The sequence below is a fragment of the Pseudomonas sp. BIOMIG1BAC genome (assembly GCF_001705995.2).
Taxonomy (GTDB): Bacteria; Pseudomonadota; Gammaproteobacteria; order Pseudomonadales; family Pseudomonadaceae; genus Aquipseudomonas; species Aquipseudomonas sessilinigenes.
Genome location: NZ_CP049045.1, coordinates 7,102,230 through 7,121,250 on the forward strand (window position 1 = coordinate 7,102,230; position 19,021 = coordinate 7,121,250).

At 62.8% G+C, this 19,021-nt stretch carries 13 protein-coding genes; 10 read left to right on the plus strand and 3 right to left on the minus strand.

Features of this window, described 5'->3' with window-relative positions; translation table 11 throughout:
- The first annotated feature begins 29 nt into the window (after window positions 1-29).
- The 9 genes from ATY02_RS33035 (at window position 30) to ATY02_RS33075 (ending at window position 12,407) form a co-directional block, all read left to right on the plus strand.
- Window positions 30-914 carry a TatD family hydrolase gene (locus ATY02_RS33035; protein WP_068577521.1) on the plus strand — a complete coding sequence of 295 codons (885 nt, stop codon included), beginning with the start codon at window positions 30-32 and terminating at the stop codon, window positions 912-914.
- Window positions 911-2,140 carry a metabolite traffic protein EboE gene (gene eboE / locus ATY02_RS33040; RefSeq protein WP_068577522.1) on the plus strand — a complete coding sequence of 410 codons (1,230 nt, stop codon included), beginning with the start codon at window positions 911-913 and terminating at the stop codon, window positions 2,138-2,140. Before ATY02_RS33035 ends, eboE begins: the two co-directional genes overlap by 4 nt.
- Window positions 2,130-3,575, plus strand: a complete 1,446-nt coding sequence (locus tag ATY02_RS33045) for an alkaline phosphatase family protein (protein WP_068577524.1) — start codon at window positions 2,130-2,132, stop codon at window positions 3,573-3,575. Before eboE ends, ATY02_RS33045 begins: the two co-directional genes overlap by 11 nt.
- Entirely contained in the window at window positions 3,554-4,738 is a 1,185-nt protein-coding gene (locus ATY02_RS33050) for a hypothetical protein (RefSeq protein WP_068577526.1), read from the plus strand. The genes ATY02_RS33045 and ATY02_RS33050 overlap by 22 nt, the downstream gene beginning before the upstream one ends.
- A gap of 12 nt (window positions 4,739-4,750) precedes the next feature.
- Window positions 4,751-7,201, plus strand: a complete 2,451-nt coding sequence (locus ATY02_RS33055; RefSeq protein WP_068577527.1) for a hypothetical protein — start codon at window positions 4,751-4,753, stop codon at window positions 7,199-7,201.
- A gap of 64 nt (window positions 7,202-7,265) precedes the next feature.
- Window positions 7,266-8,210 carry a hypothetical protein gene (locus tag ATY02_RS33060; protein WP_068577529.1) on the plus strand — a complete coding sequence of 315 codons (945 nt, stop codon included), beginning with the start codon at window positions 7,266-7,268 and terminating at the stop codon, window positions 8,208-8,210.
- A gap of 13 nt (window positions 8,211-8,223) precedes the next feature.
- On the plus strand, window positions 8,224-9,516 hold the full coding sequence (locus ATY02_RS33065) for a hypothetical protein (protein ID WP_068577531.1): 1,293 nt from the start codon (window positions 8,224-8,226) through the stop codon (window positions 9,514-9,516).
- 3 nt (window positions 9,517-9,519) lie between these two features.
- Window positions 9,520-11,340: a hypothetical protein gene (locus tag ATY02_RS33070; RefSeq protein WP_068577533.1), complete on the plus strand. Its 1,821-nt coding sequence runs from the start codon at window positions 9,520-9,522 to the stop codon at window positions 11,338-11,340.
- A 14-nt stretch (window positions 11,341-11,354) separates the two neighbouring features.
- A complete protein-coding gene (locus ATY02_RS33075) occupies window positions 11,355-12,407 on the plus strand; it encodes a hypothetical protein (protein WP_068577535.1) in 1,053 nt (350 codons plus the stop codon).
- A gap of 125 nt (window positions 12,408-12,532) precedes the next feature.
- Here the strand turns inward: ATY02_RS33075 and ATY02_RS33080 are convergent, their stop codons facing one another.
- From ATY02_RS33080 to ATY02_RS33090, 3 genes are all read right to left on the minus strand, one after another.
- The gene (locus ATY02_RS33080; protein WP_068577537.1) at window positions 12,533-13,852 is read right to left on the minus strand and encodes an MFS transporter; all 1,320 of its coding nucleotides are present in this window, start codon (window positions 13,850-13,852) and stop codon (window positions 12,533-12,535) included.
- Between the two features lie 246 nt (window positions 13,853-14,098).
- Window positions 14,099-14,605, minus strand: coding sequence for a single-stranded DNA-binding protein (locus tag ATY02_RS33085; protein WP_022641321.1), 507 nt, complete (start codon window positions 14,603-14,605; stop codon window positions 14,099-14,101).
- 9 nt (window positions 14,606-14,614) lie between these two features.
- Window positions 14,615-16,009, minus strand: coding sequence for an MFS transporter (locus ATY02_RS33090; protein WP_068577539.1), 1,395 nt, complete (start codon window positions 16,007-16,009; stop codon window positions 14,615-14,617).
- 177 nt (window positions 16,010-16,186) lie between these two features.
- On the opposite strand from ATY02_RS33090, the gene uvrA reads away from it, so the two are divergent.
- Window positions 16,187-19,021 carry an excinuclease ABC subunit UvrA gene (uvrA, locus tag ATY02_RS33095; protein WP_068577541.1) on the plus strand — a complete coding sequence of 945 codons (2,835 nt, stop codon included), beginning with the start codon at window positions 16,187-16,189 and terminating at the stop codon, window positions 19,019-19,021.

Below are 19,021 nucleotides of genomic sequence, written 5' to 3' on the forward strand. Positions count from 1 at the left end.
TTCCACTACCACTAGCGCAAGGACTCACCATGGCGAAGTACTTCGATCCGCATATCCATATGGTCAGCCGTACCACCGACGACTACCAGAACATGGCCGCCGCCGGAATCACCGGCGTAATCGAGCCCGCCTTCTGGCAGGGCCAGGCGCGTACCAGCGTTGGCAGCTTCATCGATTACTTCGACACGCTGCTGGGCTGGGAGCGCTTTCGCGCCAGCATGTTCGGCATCCACCATTTCTGCACCATTGGCCTGAACCCCAAGGAAGCCAATGACCTGTCGGTGGCCAACGAGGTGCTGGAGATCCTGCCGCGCTATCTGGTCAAGGACGGCGTGGTGGCGGTTGGGGAAATCGGCTACGACGACATCACCCCGGAAGAGGACCGTTTCCTCGCCGCACAGCTAGAGCTGGCCAGGCAATTCAACCTGCCGGTACTGGTGCATACCCCGCACCGCGACAAGATCGGCGGCACCAAGCGCACCCTGGCGGTGATCCGCGAGGTAGGCATCGCCGAACACCTGGTGATCATCGATCACCTCAACGAACTGACCTTGCCACTGGTACTGGACAGCGACTGCTGGCGCGGACACTCCATCTACCCCAACACCAAGATGTCCGAGCAGCGCATGGTGGCCCTGCTGCAGCAGTACGGCACCGAGAAGATGGTGGTCAACAGCGCCGCCGACTGGGGCATCAGCGACCCGCTGAAGGTGCCCAAGACCGGGCAGGCGATGCTCGCGGCGGGCTTCAGCGAAGCCCAGGTGGAACAGGTGCTGTTCCATAACCCGGTGGACTTCTTCGCCCAGAGCGGACAGTTGGACAAGCAACTGGTAGGCACTGCGCTGCCCATCGACCAGCGCCGCCAGTGGCAGGACAACTCGGCCCTGCGCGGCCAGGAACCGGTGGTCAAATGAGTCCCCAGGCTGGCTGGAGCGCCGCACAACTGGGCTACTGCGGCAACGTGCACCCGGCCCGGGACGTAGCGGCACTGCGCGCCTCGATCCAGGAGCAGTTCCAGGCCGTGCGCCGCCAGCGTGGGCTGGCGGTCCAGGACAGCGGCCTGTGGATCAGTGCCCAGGCGGCCGCCGAGTTGCAGCAGCCGGAGGTCCGCGAGGACTTCCTCGATCTGCTGCACGATTGCGGGTTGCGCCTGACGTCCCTCAATGGCTTTCCCTATGGCCAGTTCCATGAGGGCGCGGTCAAGGCCGCGGTCTACCGACCAACCTGGGCCGAACCACAGCGCCTGGAATACAGCCTGCAATTGGCACATCTCTTGGCCGCGGCCCTGCCCCTGGACTGCCACCAGGGGGTGATCTCCAGCGTGCCCCTGGGGTATGCCGCCACCTGGGATTCGACCCAGCAGCGGCTGGCCGAGGAGCAGCTGCGCCAACTGACTGCACAGCTTGCCAGCCTGCACCAGCAGACCGGCAAGAAGATCCAGGTGTGCCTGGAGATGGAGCCGGATTGCGTGCTGGAGAATACCGCGCAGGCCATCGCCTTTTTCAAGCACTGGCGAGCCAGCGATCCCCACCACGGCTACCTGGCCTTGTGCTTCGATGTCTGCCACCAGGCCGTCATGTTCGAGGACTGTTTCCAGTCCCTGAAACAACTGCTGGAAGCCCGGGTCCCGGTGGGCAAGATCCAGCTGTCCAACGCCCTGATCTGCCAGTTGCCATTCGCCGACCGCCAGCGCCGCCGGCAGGTACTGCAAGCATTGGGCACCTTCGCCGAGGCCACCTACCTGCATCAGGTCAAGGCCCTGGATGCCCAGGGCCGGTTGCAGGCCTGGGACGACCTGCCCACGGCGCTGATGGCCGTGCAGGAGCACTGCGCCGAACTGCGGATCCACTTCCATGTGCCGCTGTTCAGCGAACAGTTCCTCCTGGACGAACTCAGCGGCAGCCAGCAGGCGTTGCTGCAAACCTTCGACTTCCTGGCCAGGCACCGGTACTTCCAGCCAGTGCTGGAGGTCGAGACCTATAGCTGGAACGTGCTACCCGGCAACCTGCGTCCGGACACCCAGCAAGCCCTGCTGCGGGGGATCGCCGCCGAGCTGCAGTGGGTCGAGGAACAGTTGCGCCAGCGCCATTTGCTGCGCACGCAGAACACCACCCTGGAGGCGTCTGCCCATGTCTACTAGGACCGTGCGCCAACCGTTGCTGCTGATCAACGTGGTCGGCCTGACCCCCAGCCTGCTGGGAGAGGCCACGCCGCGAATCAACGCCCTGCTGCAACGGGCGCAGATGGCCAGCCTGCTGCCGGTGTTCCCGGCCGTGACCTCAACGGTACAGGCCTCGATCCTCACTGGGTTGCCGCCTTCGCAACATGGCATCGTCGGCAATGGCTGGTACTTTCGCGACCAGGCCGAGGTGCGCTTCTGGCTGCAACCCAATGCCCTGGTCCAGGGTGAGAAAGTCTGGCAAACCCTGCAGCGAGAAATCCCCGGCCTGCGCTGCAGCCAGTTGTTCTGGTGGTTCAACATGTACGCCGGGGTGGACGCAGCGATCACTCCGCGCCCCCACTACCCGGCCGACGGTCGCAAGCTGTTCGGCCTGTACTCCTCCCCCGCGGACCTGCACCAGCGCATCGAACAGCAGATCGGCGAATTCCCCTTCCCGGGCTTCTGGGGACCGGCCGCCGGGATCGCCTCCAGCCGCTGGATCGTCGACTGCGCCATGGCCGAGTTCCAGATCACCCGCCCCGACCTGCAACTGGTCTACCTGCCGCACCTGGACTACAGCCTGCAACGGGTAGGCCCCGAACATCCGTCCATCGCCGATGAAGTACGGGCCATCGACCATGAGGTCGGGCGTTTGCTGGACTTCGCCCAGGCCCAGGATGCGGCAGTGATGCTGATCTCCGAATACGGCATCGAGGCGGTGCAGCAGTCGATCTCCATCAATCGGGTGCTGCGCGAGGAAGGCTTGCTGCAAGTGCGCCACTCCGTGGCCTGGGAGCTGCTGGACCCCGGCGCCAGCGCTGCCTTTGCCGTGGCCGACCACCAGGTCGCCCATGTGTATGTGCGCCGTCCCGAAGACGTGGCTCGGGTCAAGGCCCTGCTCCAGCGCCAGCACGGTATCGAGCAGGTCCTGGACAAGACCGAACAACGGGCCTGGCAGCTCGACCACCCGCGCAGCGGCGAGCTGGTGGCGGTGGCCGCAGCGGGGTTCTGGTTCGATTACTACTACTGGTTCGACGACCGCCTGGCCCCCGACTTCGCCCGCACCGTGGATATCCACCGCAAGCCGGGCTACGACCCGCTGGAGCTGTTCGTCGATCCGGCAATCCGTTTTCCCAAGCTGCGAGTGGCGCGCCGCCTGCTGCAGAAGAAGCTCGGCTTTCGCTACTACATGGACCTGATTCCCCTGGACACCGGACTGATTCGCGGCAGCCATGGACGCTTGCCGAGCCACGCGCAGGTCGGGCCCCTGTTGATCACCGATTGCGATTTACCACTGCCGGAGCAGTTACCGGCCACTGCGGTAAAGCACCTGCTCCTAGCGCATTTCCTAGGGCGCCTCTATGACGATACGGCTCAGGCCAAGGAGATTCCATGCGGCGAACCATCCCTATAGCAGTGCTCGGTATGTTGGGTTGCCTTGCGCAAACCCAGGCAGCGAGCGCCTTCGACTGCAACGACTTCCTCAACTTCTCAGGTGACACGGCGGGCACCTACAAGAGCTTCCAGCAGAACCCGGACGCCATGGCCTGGAACTGGTTTGTATGCCTCAACAAACCCAATCCGTCGAAGAGCTCGCAAGTGGTCTGGGAGTCCTTCAAGCCGTCCGATGAGGTGTACCTGAGCAACGGCGGGCCACCCCTGCCGTACAACATGCCTGCCACCGTCCCGATCCAGGTGACCCAGGCAGCCCAGGGCATCCCTGGAATGGACCCCAATGGGCTGTTCCTGAACCTGGGCGACGACCGCGACGGCAGCACCAACAACGGTGTCCAGCAGGTCGATGGCCTGGCTCTCCACATGGGCAACAAGGTGCCGCCGGCACAGAATGGCCAGCCGGTGCGCTTTCACTTGTTGATGGGCGAGCAGACCTACGACTACATCCTCAAACAGAAGGTCTACAACCGTAACGGCCTCTCCGAGCTGACCCACGAACTGAGGTTCCCCGACACCGCTTGGGAGCTGAAGACCTCCTGGTTGTGGATCGGTAGCGACGCCGCCTTCAAGCAGCAGTTGATCGACCAGGGTTACTACATTGCCCAGGGCTATTACATCGACAAGGACAACAACTATCACACGGGGTTTGCCGGGCTCAGCGGCATGCATGTGATCAACCGGCTGACCGAAGGCTGGGTTTGGACCACCTTCGAAAACCGCCACAACCCCGACTACACCGTGACCAACCAGCCCAAGCCCCAGCCGATGACCAACAGCACCGGTCCGACCGAGGCCGCCAGCAAGGTGAACCCGCAGTTCCAACAGCAGAATCCGACCCTGGCCAACTACGAGCTCATCGGTGTGCAGTACAACCCTGACCAGCCAGCGCCCAAGCTGCTGGCCAACTCGCAGTTGGAATCGGCGTTCCAGGACAGTTCGTCGTGCCTGGCCTGCCACAACACCGCGGCCTATTCGCCGAAGAGCAACAGGTTCTTCTCCTTCAACCTCGATCAAAACGGCGGAATCCTTTACCCCACCACCGTACTGCCGGAATCCAACTTCATCGGTTATCAGAAACTGGACTACGTCTGGTCGCTCAAACGCGCCCAGTGGAAACGCTAAGGAGAGCAGATCATGAGCGTCTTGAACTTTCCCCGGATCTACCTCAACGGGTTCATGTACTGGAACCCACCGACCTTCAACAACAACGATTTACTGCCGCTGTACGACGCGGTGCAGATGCAGATGAACTGGCGCTTCCTGAACAAGTACGGGATCAACGAGCTCAATGCCTCCGAGACATTGATGCCGTGGGCCATCACCCCACTGGCCTATGACCAGATCCCGGACTATGTGCTACAGGTGCCGACCAACGGCAAGAAAGGCAACTTCCCCATGTTTCCCGCCGAATGGGACCTGTTCGGCGACAACTCCTGCGGCACCATCAACTACCAGCAGGCCCGCTCGGTGATCATTGGCGGCGAGACCACGGTCAACAGCTACATCGACACTGATCCACTGGTGAACAAGACCTACCAATTGCTGGGCAATCCGTTCGGCAACCCGGCCCCCACTCCGGCACGCTTTGTCGATATAAGCCCCTGGCAGAACAACTTCACCGCGCTGTACTTCGACAAGATAGTGCTGGGCGATGCCGCCTGCGGCGTGACCCTGAAAAACGGCTGTCGCATGCTCAACCGCTTCCTGGACTTCAACTGGGCGGCGACATTCCACGGCCTGGTCTATGTAACGTGCACCTGGCAGTCCTGCTTTACCAAGGACCAGGTGGACTGGGTGATTGGCGGCTCACAGTTGCTGCAGAGCCTGCAGGATGAAATGAACAGTAATCCGGATGCCCAGGGGCTGATGCTCAGGTTCACCACTTACCTGACCGTCTATGACAAGAACGGTGTGTTCAATGACTACAAGGTGGTCGATAGCCACTCCCAGGCGCCCTGGGACATGTCCAGGCTGCAGATGCTGTACCAGATGGGCCTGGATAAGCCGACCGAGATCTTCTACAACCCGGCCCATAGCCGTACCTCCGGCATCCTGGGCCTGTGGCTGAAAAACGAGTTCCCCACTGCGCCAGCCGGCCAGCGCCTTGCGCCCAACAAGGATGTGAAGGTGCCGTACTGCAAGGTGAAACAGGGAGACATGGGGGGGACTCCCGACAATCCGGCCACGGTCAACCTGGGAGTACTCAGCGCCGAGCTGCATGGCAATACCCTGTCCCTGGACCTGGGCAATACCTTTCCGATCTACCCGACGCCCCATGACGGGGCGGTCGACCCTGACCCGCAACGGTTGAACACCGGCCTTCCGGTGGCGGGCAAATTCAACGTTGGCGACTATGAACTGGGCGTACTGGCCTCGGACGACAAAACGTTCACCCCCCTGGCCCGCTTCGGCTTCGAGCAGTATCAGCAGACGGCGTTCGACAAACGTTCCGGCCTGCTGGACCTGCCCCTGGACGCCGCGGCCCAGGCCAAGCTGCAACAGGGCAACCTGGCGCTGCGCCTGCAAGACACCGACACCATCGCCGCCAAGCAGCAGCTGTGGACCGCTGAAGTGATGGAAAGCGGCAGCTTCATCGATGTGGGTGACAGCCGCACGCTGAACATCATGGTGCAGAAAAATGGCCAGCCCGCACCGGCCGGGACCACCTTGTGGGTCGCTGAGTACAACAACGCCTACATGCTGACCACCAGCGACTATTACCTGGCGTTCAGCAACAAGGCGGACTTCTACCTGTTCAAAAACTATCCGGAGGACATGGGGCTGAACGAGTCGATCAAGCCGCAGTTCGTCGGAGCCCCACCGCAGGCCAATGTGCATCGGGTGGGCAGCGGCCGGACCCTGAACACCATCACCCGGAACCTTGCAAAGGCAGACCCACCGGGCATGGAGCCTGTCAGCTACCAGAGCTACCTGTCATGTGCGGCGGCGGTGAATCTGCGACCCTGCCTGGCGTTCGATCAGGCCCAGGACAAGATCGGCAAGATCAATGACGATCTGGGCAGTACCGTCAGCTACACCGTGACCAGCATCCAGACCAACGCCGCCGGCATCGCCCAACTCACGGTGAGGGCGGTGGCGGCAGGTTTCCCCACCGTGCGTTTCTTCATCCAGGAAAACTCGCAGAACCCACCGCCCATTCCGTTCAGCTTCTCCTACACCGACGCCTTCACCGACTTCCTGTCGCCATTGCGGGTGCTGCCGCAGGATCCGCTGATACTTGCGGACTTCATCAGGACCTGGAACCAGATGTGCAAGGAAACTAACGCCAGTACGCGGATCTGGAACGAGTTCATCTTCCCGAAAATCCTCCGGCCCTTCTATTACCTCTACCCGATCATGAACAAGTTCATGCCGCTCGATTCCCTGCTACGCATCGAGGGCGCCATTGGGCAGTTCATCACCCTGATCAGCAAGGAATACCAGGAGGCCAGCACCCTGGCCATGCCCATCACCCGGGACCTGCCACAGAGCCGTCGGCAGGTACTGGAGATCTGGGCCAAGGACCTGGTGAGTGCTGGTTACCCACCCATGCCGCTGGATATCAACAACTACTCACACAGTTGAGCAACCGCCCTGTAACGGCACGCCGGACGCCCCATGGCGCCCGGCTTTGGCCAAGGAGAGTCAGATGAACGCCAGTTTCCTCAAGCGCCTGCTGCTATCGGCCCTGCTGCTGTGCAGCAGCCAGGTACTGTGGGCCGACCAGAACAGCGACAACGTGTATTTCACCATGGGCGTGCACAACGACAAGGGGTGCACCATCGCCAACAACTATTGCGTCGCCAAGCGCAAGACCGGCGAGCCTAGCGATCCGTCGTTCCCGGCCACCTGGATCAGCGACTGGACCATGTACCGGGTCTTCAACAACTACAAGGACAATCCACCGCCCTACAGCAACCCGCCCAGTACCCTGAAGCCGGCCGACTACACCGTGTCCAAGGGCAGCACCTACTACGACATCAACTATGTGCCCAAGGACGGCGACGGCCAGGGCGCGATGATGGAGCACTACGAGAAGTATTGCCTGCCGATCTTCCCGATCAAGGACAACAACTACACCTGCTCCTTCGTCTCCCTGGGCAACAAGGCCTACTTCCTGACCTATCCCGAGGACCGTCCGAAGGACATGCCCGCCTGCTGCATGTTCTCGCCCATGAACCATCCGCCAGCCCAGGACTTCATCAGGCACCTGCCCTACGACGCCCGCCGCAGCCAGAACATCGGCGCCAGCGTGCAGGCCTATGCACTGGAGATCCCGGCCAAGAACAGTGCCCCCGTCCTGTTCGGCTATGCCTTCAACAAGCAGGCCACCAGCGACGGTTCCGGCCAGCCGGCGTTCCGCCACCCGCAGTCGTTCTATTTCTCCGGCGATGTCAGCGATGCCAATGCGCCGATCATCAGCCAGAACTACGTGAACTTCCGTGTCGCTAAGCCAGACCCGGCGACGACCTGGGACCAGGTGGCACAGATGTGCCCGAACAATCCCCCGCCCTGCAAGTTGTTCAACCCACCTTCCTCGCTGAGCAACGGCAAACGCGCCCAGTGGAACCAACTCACGCCCGAGGGCAAGTGACAGGAGCCTCCTCATGAAGAACTGGAGCCGTTGCACCGCCCTGTTGCTATTGGGTGCGGCCAGCTTGCCGGCCATTGCCCTGCAACCCACGGCAGCGACCTCGCAGACCGTCGGCCAATGCCCACCGCTCCCAATGGTCCCTGCGGCCGGAGCGTCGCAGCAGGCCTTCGATCAATACAGCTGGCAGATGTTCATCGCCTTGAACTGGCCGGCCCTGGCCGGGCAGCGCGGCTCCCCGGATTGCAACAAGCCCTTGGGCAGCGCTGGCGATACCGTGTGGCAGAGCTACAAGAGCATCGCCGAGACCTTCCTGCCCGAGGGCCAGGACCCAGGCCCCTGGGACACCCCGGCGAAAGCCCGGAGCCTGAGCCTGATCAACATCGCCGCGGTGAAGAACAATCAGGTGGTGCAATCGGACCTGCAGGCCGTGGGCGGCTGGCTGATCGACCAGCGCCAGAACCCGACCTACTACGACATCGCCACCAACCAGGTGTCCTACAGCTACATCGTCGACAACCAGTTCTACAACGCCGAAATCGTCGAGGCGGCCCAGAGCATCAAGTTCCCCAGCAACGCCACGGAGGTCAAGTCCAGCTGGCGCATCATGACCGCCAACGACGACACCAGCCGCTACCTGACGATGCAGGCCCAGGTCACGAAGTTCGACGACCAGGGCAAGCCCATTGGCGTGATGGACGCCAACCTGGGGCTGGTGGGGCTGCACATCATCACCAAGGTGGATGGCTTCCCGCAGTGGGTCTGGTCGACCTTCGAGCAGGTCGACAACGTGCCGCCCAAGGTCCAGCAAGGGAACCAGTGGGTGGATCAGCCGGCAGCCGGCGTCTTCTACTCCTACTACGATGCTTCGGCCCCGGCGGACAAGGTCAACCAGTCGCCCTGCAACTGGCAGCCGGTGAGCTCGGGCATGGTGTGCCAGCCCAAGCCCGGCGCCAGCTTCAAGACCCCGGACCCGCTGAACCGCTACACCCCGATCACCGCTGATACCCAGCAGGTCAACGGCCAGTTCCAGAGCAGCCCGCCTGTGCAGTCCAGCGTGTTCAAGCACTACCAGCTGATCACTACCCAACGGCCGCAGCAGCCCAACAACCCGGGTAACCCGCAGGGCTCACCGACGCCGTCGCTGTCGGCCAACGTCACCATGGAGGCCTATATCCAGCCCAGCAGCAGTTGCATGAACTGCCACACCATGGCGACGCCGCTGAACAGCCTCAGCAAGAGCGATTTCTCCTACGTGTTCCGTTTCGCCAAAGCCCCTGCAACCGCCAGCCACCAGGCCAAGGAATAGACCATGAGCATATTGAACGGACCCCGGCTGAACTTCTGGGGCGGCATTTCCACCGATGTCAGCGTGCCCAACAACTCACCGACGTTGCCCACCGGCGCGACCAGCACGATGGATCTGTTCGACCTCACGACCTCGATCATGTCCCCCGCCGCCAAGGACTACAGTGACGATCAGTTGTATGCGTTGATCAACGCCCCCGATCCCGAGATCGGTCCCCAGAGCCGCTACACCGCGGGCGGCTGGAATCACTACGGCGACCATGTGGTGAGCCTGCAGAATGCACGGATCAGCTCCCAGGGCACCCCGGGCAAGATCGAACCCAGCGGCGACCTGGTCGGCCAACCGGTGTACCTGCTCGGCTCCCTGGTCCCCGGCACCGGGCAAGGCCCCTACTCGGGGCCAATGATGGTCGACCTGGACCCGACGGCGACCACCACCACGCAGATTTTCGTCGGTGGCCTGCAGATCGGCGATGGCGACACGCCCCAACTGCTGATTCGCTGGGACAGCGTGTGCAGCAGCTTCGACGTCAACACCCGGGTACTGCTGCCGCGAACCATGGACTCGCCCGGCTCCTTCCATGGCAGCGGCACCTTCCAGCTGACGTTCCCCCTGAGCAGCATCGTCAGCTACAACCACGCCAGCCCCGGGCTCAAGGCGCTGATCGAGGATCCACGCGCCACCGGCCTGGTCCTGCGCTTCGTGATGTTCGAAATGTGCCCGACCTTGACCACCGCGCAACTGAACGCCGACTACGCGGCCAATCAGTTCAGCCCCAACCCGAGCATTGGCCGGGTCATCGGCACGCTGGCCACCGCCTATGCCAACGAGCCGCAGATCTGCCCGCCAGGCCGGCAACTGGTCAATGCCGATGAGAACATCGGCAGCGTCGCCTATGCCGAGGTCGCCAACGACCTGCTGAGCCTGGACATGGTCAACCTGATCCCCAAGCAGACCTTCAGGGCCCGACGCGACGACATCACCAGCCCCATAGGTCCCAATGTCAACTACGGCACCGTCACCATCGCGGCGGGCAACACTTCCCTGGCCATCTACCAGCCCGATGATCCAATGCTGCTCGACTACTACCTGTACGGGGGCATCATCGACGTGCCCCTGAACGCCACCTTGTTGCAGCAGGTCCAGAGCAATCCCTTGAACATCTCTGCCCCCGGGACGGCCGGCAGTGGAGCGCTGTCCGCCCCCGAGATTGCCTATCGGGTCTACACCGATCAGCGCAACAGCTACTTCGATCCCAACGACCGCAGCATCCAGGTCACCTTGCAAGCCCGCTATCTTGGCGGCCCGATGCCGGAGGACATTCAGATCGGCATCACGGCGGCGGCGACCAACACTTACCAGGGCAAGCGGTACTGGGATTTCCTGCAGTTCCCGAATTCGTTGACGGTTCCGGCTGGCCAGTCCTCGGTGAGCTTTAACATCAGTCCACAGAGCGGCTCCAGCGGCCTGGCCGGCTTCACCACGCTGACCTACATCATCAACAACGACACCACCTATCCGACCTACAGCAACTTTCGCAAATACTCGCGCACCGATTTCGGCATCCCGGCCGGCAGCCAGGTCACCTGGGACCAGGTGTACGAAAACGTACTGCGCTTCCATTACCTGGCCTTCCCGGCCATGTCGCGCTACATCCAGCTCAACCAGCCCGACGCGGTAATGGGGGCCAAGCAGGCGATCCTCGCGCGGATCTCTCCCGACTACCAGAACACCACGCTGTACATGTCGGTGGTGCGCTCGATGTCGCCGAGCCAGCGCGCGTTGCTCACCGCCTGGCTCAACGGCACCCCATGGCAGCCTTGAAGGAGAAGACGCCCATGCCCGTTGCCCTGCATATCCCCGCACAGCCGGAACAGCATCTGCGCCCCAGCCGCATCGTGGCCCAAGGCCTGCTCAACCCTCGTGGCGCCTGCCTGCAGAAAGATGGCAGCCTGCTGCTGGCCGAAGCCGGCTCGGGGTTGCCCGAGCAGCCCTTCAGCGGTCGAATCAGCCGTCTGCGCCCGAACCCGCAAGCTCCCGGCGAATACTTGCCACCCGAGATCCTGGCCCAGGGCTTTCGCTCGATGAACATGCAATCGCGCATGTTGCGCGATGAAATCATGGGCCTGTCGGACATCGCCCTCGGAGCCGGCCGCTGCCTGGCCAGCCAGACCGACTACGTCGCCGGCTCGAAGCTCATCGACCTGCAATACAGTCCGCCCGAGCCACTGTTCCACAGTCGCGGCAACCTCAACTCACTGTGTTATCACCCCGGCCGCCAGAGCTGGCTGTCGGTCAAGCCCGATACCAACCAACTGGTGGAGTTCGCCGGTGATGGCGAACAGGTACTGGCCCAATTGCCCGACCTGGACCAGGGCCAGGAAGCGGTGCCTGTGACCCTGGTGTACGAACCACAGACCGGGGCGGTACTGATCAGCCTGTTTTCCGGTGAACTGCGCCGCGATCCGGCACGCCAGGGGATCGAGTTCGCCGACAAGGCCGGCCAGGTGATCCGGGTATGGCCTGAAAACGGGCGGATCGAGGTGCTGGTACGCGGGCTGCAACTGCCCACCGGCCTGGCCCTAGACCCACAGGGACGGGTCCTGGTACTGGAGTTGTGCGACCGGTTGTTGCAGCCATTGCAGCCCGACTGGGCAGGCGAGGCCTTGCATGGCGGGTTCGCCCGTTTCAGTGGGCGCCTGCTGCGCTGCGACCTGCGACAGCGCAGCGTGCAGGTACTGGCCAGCGGCCTGGATACACCCTCCAACCTGTGTTGTGTCGAGGGCGCGGTGCTGGTCAGCGAAGGCATGGGACTGAGTGGGCGGGCGATTCCCACGCCGGACCAGCGGGTGGTCGCACTGGATGGGCGCCTGCGGCGGGTGGCGTTATAGGGGCCCGGTCGGGCACCCGGGCTGGCCAAAGCCGTAAGCTGGCTGTGCGCTACGGTCGTCTTCAGGGGACCGTAGCGCACAACGCATCAACAAACTCCAGCGGCGATGGTCATCGCCCGTCGGCGTCAATCCACGAACGCCTTGGGGTAGAGGTCGCTGTAGGCATTCCTGATCTGTTCATCACTCATGCCCAGCACCCGGACCAGTGCCCCACTGAACAGGCAGGGCATGACGGCCAGGATGATCAGCAAGCCGAGCAATGCCATGGCGGTGCTCGCGCCCAGCAGGCCGGAGAATGTGCCACCGACCAGGGCACCAAAGGGAATGACCATGCCGGAAATGAACGAGGTGGCCGCACCGATGCGGTTTCGATAGTGATCCGGCGTGGCCAGCATGCGCACCGTGGAAGTATTGACCGTGACCATGACCAGGCCCGTACCACCGATGAGCAACAAGGGCAGCGTCAGGCAGGCGAACCACCCTGGCTGCAGCTCGAAAAAATGCGTGAGCAGTCCACAGCCCGACATGCTGGCACCCAGCAGCAGGAATCCCGCGAAGACCACCACCGCCCGCCCCCAGCGTCGGTTGGCGCGCTTGACCAGTAGCAGGCTGCCCAGCAGCAGCCCAACGGCAAAGGCCCCTTCGGTCACCGCCAGCAGCCATGCAGCTTTCGGGTAGTGGCGATTGATCAGCACCGGGAGCAAAACCGCGAACCAGGGATACAGCGCAAAGTTGACGATGAACGCCAGCAGGCTCAGGTGCCATTCGGGCTTGATCCGGTACAGCGCGGTGAAACCCGCTCGGGTGCGCCAGTACCAGGTGGCGAGGTCGCGAGGTCGCGGTCCATCCGCATTACGCGGCGAAACCGGGCTGCGCACCAGCGCGGTCAGGATCAAGGCCAGGATCACGGCGACGGCATTGAGCCAGAGCGTGCCCAGTACACCGAGCGGCCCCAACAGGATGCCGGCGGCCAGCGGTCCGATCAGTGCCGAGGAGGCGCCGACGAGGCTTCTCAGGCGCACGGCATCCGTGATTCGTTCAGCGGCGACCAGGCCGGGGACCAGGCTCATCTGGACCGGCTCGCGAATACCGATGCTGATACCGGAAATCGCCAGGCAGATACCGATCGCCAAGGGCTGGTAGAGATCCAGCGTCCCCAGGCCTGCCAGCACCAGCGTCACGGCCGTGCTGACGGCGTAACAGCCAACCAGCAGGCGCTGGCGGTCATACTCATCGCCCAGCCAGCCGCACAAGGCCCGGGACAACACATCGGCGAAGGTGGCAATGGCAACGAAGGCAGAGAACAACAGCGGATCGCCCGTCTTGTCCAGGACCCACCAGGCAATCGCCAACTGGCCGCAACGGGCCCCCACGGCATTCAGCAAGGCCGCGAGCTGGAGCAAATAGAAGCTGCGCCCCAGGCCACTGAACGACGATGCGGTCATCGCGCCTGGCGTCCGAGGGCGATACCGGTGTCCAGGCCAATCGCCAGATGGTGGCCTGGCGGCCCACCCACGATGCCCCCAGGCAGCCGCTTGCAGCGCCTCATGTAAGGCCTCCATCCATAGTGTCTTGCTCAAGCCCCCGGAACACCTTGCCAGGTACCGCAGGTTGTATATCGGGCAGAAATGAAAACCCCCGCGAGGCGGGGGTTTCGTAGGAGACTTCAGTGAGAAGTTCCGGGGAGCGGCTTAGAACGGAATATCGTCATCGAAGCTGTCGAAGTCCGGTGCTGGCTGCGGCGCAGGCTGTTGTGGCGCTGGACGCTGTGGAGCCTGTTGCGGGCGTGGCGCCTGCTGGCGAGGTGCGGACTGCTGGTAGTTGTTGCCGCCGCCCTGTTGGTCGCCCTGTTGAGGACGGCCGCCCAGCAGCTGCATGGTGCCCTGCATGTCGACGATGATTTCAGTGGTGTAGCGCTTGATGCCGTCTTTTTCCCACTCGCGGGTCTGCAGCTTGCCTTCGATGTAGACCTGGGAACCCTTGCGCAGGTACTCGCCGGCGATCTCCGCGACCTTGCCGAACATCGACACGCGGTGCCATTCGGTGCGCTCGACCTTCTGGCCGGTTTGCTTGTCGGTCCACTGCTCGCTGGTGGCCAGGCTCAGGTTGGTCACCGCGTTACCGTTAGGCAGGTAGCGAACTTCGGGATCCTGGCCGCAAGTGCCGACCAATATGACTTTGTTAACCCCACGGGCCATAACGTTCTCCTAGGCTTCGCGCGGCGACGGAGCTGAATTGACCAGCTGCTCGAGGGTCGCGCGATCCAATAATTCGGTATCCAATTTGATGTAAATGGCAGCCTCTTCGGCCACCACCACGGCATCTGTTACTCCAACGACGGCCTTCAGGCGCTCGACCAGGCCGGCTTCGCGGATCGCTTCGGGCGATAACGGCAAGCGCAGGCTCGTCACATACGGAGGCTCGCGCATGGTAACAGCAAAGGTTAGCCAGAGTGCAGCCAGAGCTGCGCATCCGAGGAACACAACCGACAAACCGCCATGCTGGAACAACCAACCGCCGAGGATGCCGCCCAGCGCGGAACCCAGGAACTGGCTGGTGGAATACACCCCCATCGCCGTGCCCTTGCCGCCTGCCGGCGAAACCTTGCTGATCAGCGACGGCAGGGAGGCCTCCAACAGGTTGAAGGCGGTGAAGAACACCACCGTGCCGATCACCAGCGCCTGCAAGCTGTTGCCGAACTCCCAGAAGAATAGCTCGGTGAGCAGCAGCGTACTGACCGCGCCCAGCAGAACTCGTTTCATTTTGCGTTTCTTCTCGCCATAGATGATGAACGGGATCATGGCGAAGAAGGAAATCAGCAGCGCGGTCAGGTACACCCACCAGTGCTGGTCCTTGGGCAGGCCGGCTTTCTCCACCAGGGCCAGGGGCAAGGCGACGAAGCTCGACATCAGCATCGCGTGGAGCACGAAGATGCCCAGGTCCAGGCGCAGCAGGTCGGGGTGCTTGAGGGTAGGCAGCAAGGCCTGGCGGGCCACGCCGGACTCTCGATGCTGCAACGTACCGGTAGAGCGCGGAACCATGAAGGCGATGATCAGGATGCCCACCAGGGCCATGGCCCCCGTGGCCAGGAACAATCCAGAGAGACCGAAGCTACGGGTCAGCAGTGGACCGACCACCATCGCCACCGCGAAGGACAAGCCGATGGTCATGCCGATCATCGCCATGGCCTTGGTCCGGTGCTGCTCGCGCGTCAGGTCCGACAACAGCGCCATCACCGCAGCGGAAATGGCTCCCGCCCCCTGCAGGATACGTCCGGCAATCACGCCCCAGATCGAATCGGCGTTGGCCGCCAGCACGCTACCCAGGGCGAACACGATCAACCCGAGGTAAATGACCGGGCGCCGACCGATGCGGTCGGAAATGATCCCGAAGGGAATCTGGAACAGCGCCTGGGTCAGGCCGTAGGCGCCAATCGCCAACCCGATCAGGGCCGGGGTCGCTCCTGCGAGATCCATTCCATAGGTTGCCAGGACCGGCAGGACCATAAACATGCCAAGCATACGGAAGGCGAACACCAGGGCCAGACCGCTTGCTGCGCGGGTCTCGCTACCGCTCATGCGTTCGCTGTGGGGATCGTGCATGGAAAAACCTCGTGTGAACCGGCGGCGATTCTACCAGTCCCATCGATAGAGGGGATATATGGCGACGCTTTGCCGCGCAGCCCCTTCCAGTGATCGAAAAAGCACCGCCAATAGTGTGCATCCATCCAGTGTTTAGTTTTATACTCCTGCCTTTACGCCCGCCGATCGAGGCCTCTTTTGGACAAGATTCTGATTCGTGGGGCCCGTACCCACAACCTGAAGAACATCGACCTGACCCTGCCCCGGGACAAGTTGATCGTCATCACCGGGCTGTCTGGGTCCGGCAAGTCGTCCCTGGCCTTCGACACGCTCTATGCCGAGGGCCAGCGCCGCTATGTCGAGTCGCTATCGGCCTATGCCCGACAGTTCCTGTCGATGATGGAAAAGCCCGATGTAGACACCATCGAAGGGCTCTCTCCGGCGATTTCCATCGAGCAGAAATCCACCTCCCACAACCCTCGCTCCACTGTCGGCACCATCACCGAGATCTACGACTACCTGCGCCTGCTCTATGCCCGCGTCGGTACTCCACGTTGCCCGGACCACGACATCCCACTGGAGGCGCAGACCGTCAGCCAGATGGTCGATCTGGTATTGGCCCAGCCCGAGGGTAGCAAGCTGATGCTGCTGGCGCCGGTGATTCGCGAACGCAAGGGTGAGCATCTCTCGGTGTTCGAAGAACTGCGCGCCCAAGGCTTCGTTCGTGCACGGGTCGACGGCAAGTTGTTCGAGCTGGATGAAGTGCCGAAGCTGGATAAGCAGAAGAAGCACTCGATCGATGTCGTGGTCGATCGCTTCAAGGTCAGGGCCGACTTGCAGCAGCGCCTGGCCGAATCCTTCGAGACGGCGCTGGGCCTGGCCGACGGTATCGCCCTGGTGGCGCCGATGGATGATGAACCTGGGGAGGAGATGATCTTCTCTGCGCGCTTTGCCTGCCCGATCTGCGGTCACGCCATCAGCGAGCTGGAACCCAAGCTGTTCTCCTTCAACAACCCTGCCGGCGCCTGCCCGACCTGCGATGGCCTGGGGGTCAAGCAGTTCTTCGACGTCAAGCGCCTGGTCAATGGCGAGCTGACCCTGGCCGAAGGCGCGATCCGAGGCTGGGACAGGCGCAACGTCTATTACTTCCAGATGCTCGGGTCACTGGCCGCCCACTACGGCTTCAGCCTGGAAGTGCCGTTCAACCAGCTACCGGCCGACCAGCAGAAGGTCGTCCTCAACGGCAGCGGCACGCAGAATGTCGACTTCAAGTACCTGAACGACCGGGGCGACATCGTCAAGCGCTCCCATCCGTTCGAAGGCATAGTGCCGAACCTGGAGCGCCGCTATCGGGAAACCGAGTCGGCTACCGTGCGCGAGGAGTTGGCCAAGTTCCTCAGCACCCAGCCTTGCCCGGATTGCCGCGGGACTCGCCTGCGGCGTGAGTCGCGACATGTCTGGGTCGGGGAGAAAACCCTGCCGGCGGTCACCAGCCTGCCCATCGGCGACGCCACCGATTACTTCGCCACCCTCAAGCTCACCGGGCGCCGTGGCGAGATCGCCGACAAGATCCTCAAGGAAATTAGCGAGCGCCTGCAGTTCCTGGTCAATGTCGGGCTCGACTACCTGACCCTGGACCGCAGTGCCGACACCCTCTCCGGCGGCGAGGCCCAGCGGATTCGCCTGGCCAGCCAGATCGGTGCCGGCCTGGTAGGGGTGATGTACATCCTCGACGAGCCTTCCATCGGCCTGCACCAGCGAGACAACGATCGCCTGCTGGGAACGCTCAAGCACCTGCGTGACATCGGCAACACCGTGATCGTGGTCGAGCACGACGAGGATGCCATCCGACTTGCCGACTACGTGGTGGATATCGGCCCGGGCGCCGGGGTGCATGGCGGCCAGATCGTCGCCGAAGGTACTGCCGCCGAAGTCATGGAGCACCCCGATTCCCTGACCGGCAAGTACCTGTCGGGCCGGGTGAAGATCGTGGTCCCGGCCAAGCGCACGCCACGCAACAAGAAGCTGTCCCTGACCCTCAAGGGTGCGCGCGGCAACAACCTGCGCAATGTCGACCTGGAGATTCCGATCGGCTTGCTGACCTGCGTCACCGGGGTCTCGGGCTCGGGTAAATCGACGTTGATCAACAACACCCTGTTCCCGTTGAGTGCCACTGCGCTGAACGGCGCCACCACCTTGGAGGCGGCTGCACACGACAGCATCAATGGGTTGCAGCACCTGGACAAGGTGGTGGACATCGACCAAAGCCCGATCGGTCGTACGCCTCGCTCCAACCCAGCCACCTATACCGGGCTCTTCACGCCTATTCGCGAGCTGTTCGCCGGGGTACCGGAATCGCGCTCCCGTGGTTATGGCCCGGGGCGCTTCTCCTTCAACGTCAAGGGTGGCCGTTGCGAAGCTTGCCAGGGCGACGGCCTGATCAAGGTGGAGATGCACTTCCTGCCGGACATCTACGTGCCTTGCGACGTCTGCAAGAGCAAGCGCTACAACCGCGAAACCCTGGAGATCAAGTACAAGGGCAAGAGCATCCACGAGGTCCTGGAAATGACCATCGAGGAAGCGCGTGAGTTCTTCGATCCGGTACCGGCCCTGGCGCGTAAGCTGCAGACGCTGATGGATGTGGGCCTGTCCTACATCAAGCTCGGCCAATCGGCCACGACCTTGTCCGGCGGTGAGGCACAACGGGTCAAGCTGTCCCGCGAGCTGTCCAAGCGAGACACTGGCAAGACCCTGTATATCCTCGATGAGCCGACCACCGGCCTGCATTTTGCGGATATCCAGCAGTTGCTGGACGTCCTGCATCGCCTGCGCGACCACGGCAACACCGTGGTGGTGATCGAGCACAACCTGGATGTGATCAAGACCGCCGACTGGCTGGTGGACCTCGGGCCAGAAGGCGGCTCCAAAGGCGGCCAGATCATTGCGGTAGGGACACCGGAACAAGTGGCTGAGATGCCTCAGTCGCACACCGGGCATTATCTCAAGCCATTGCTGATCCGCGATCGGGCCTGA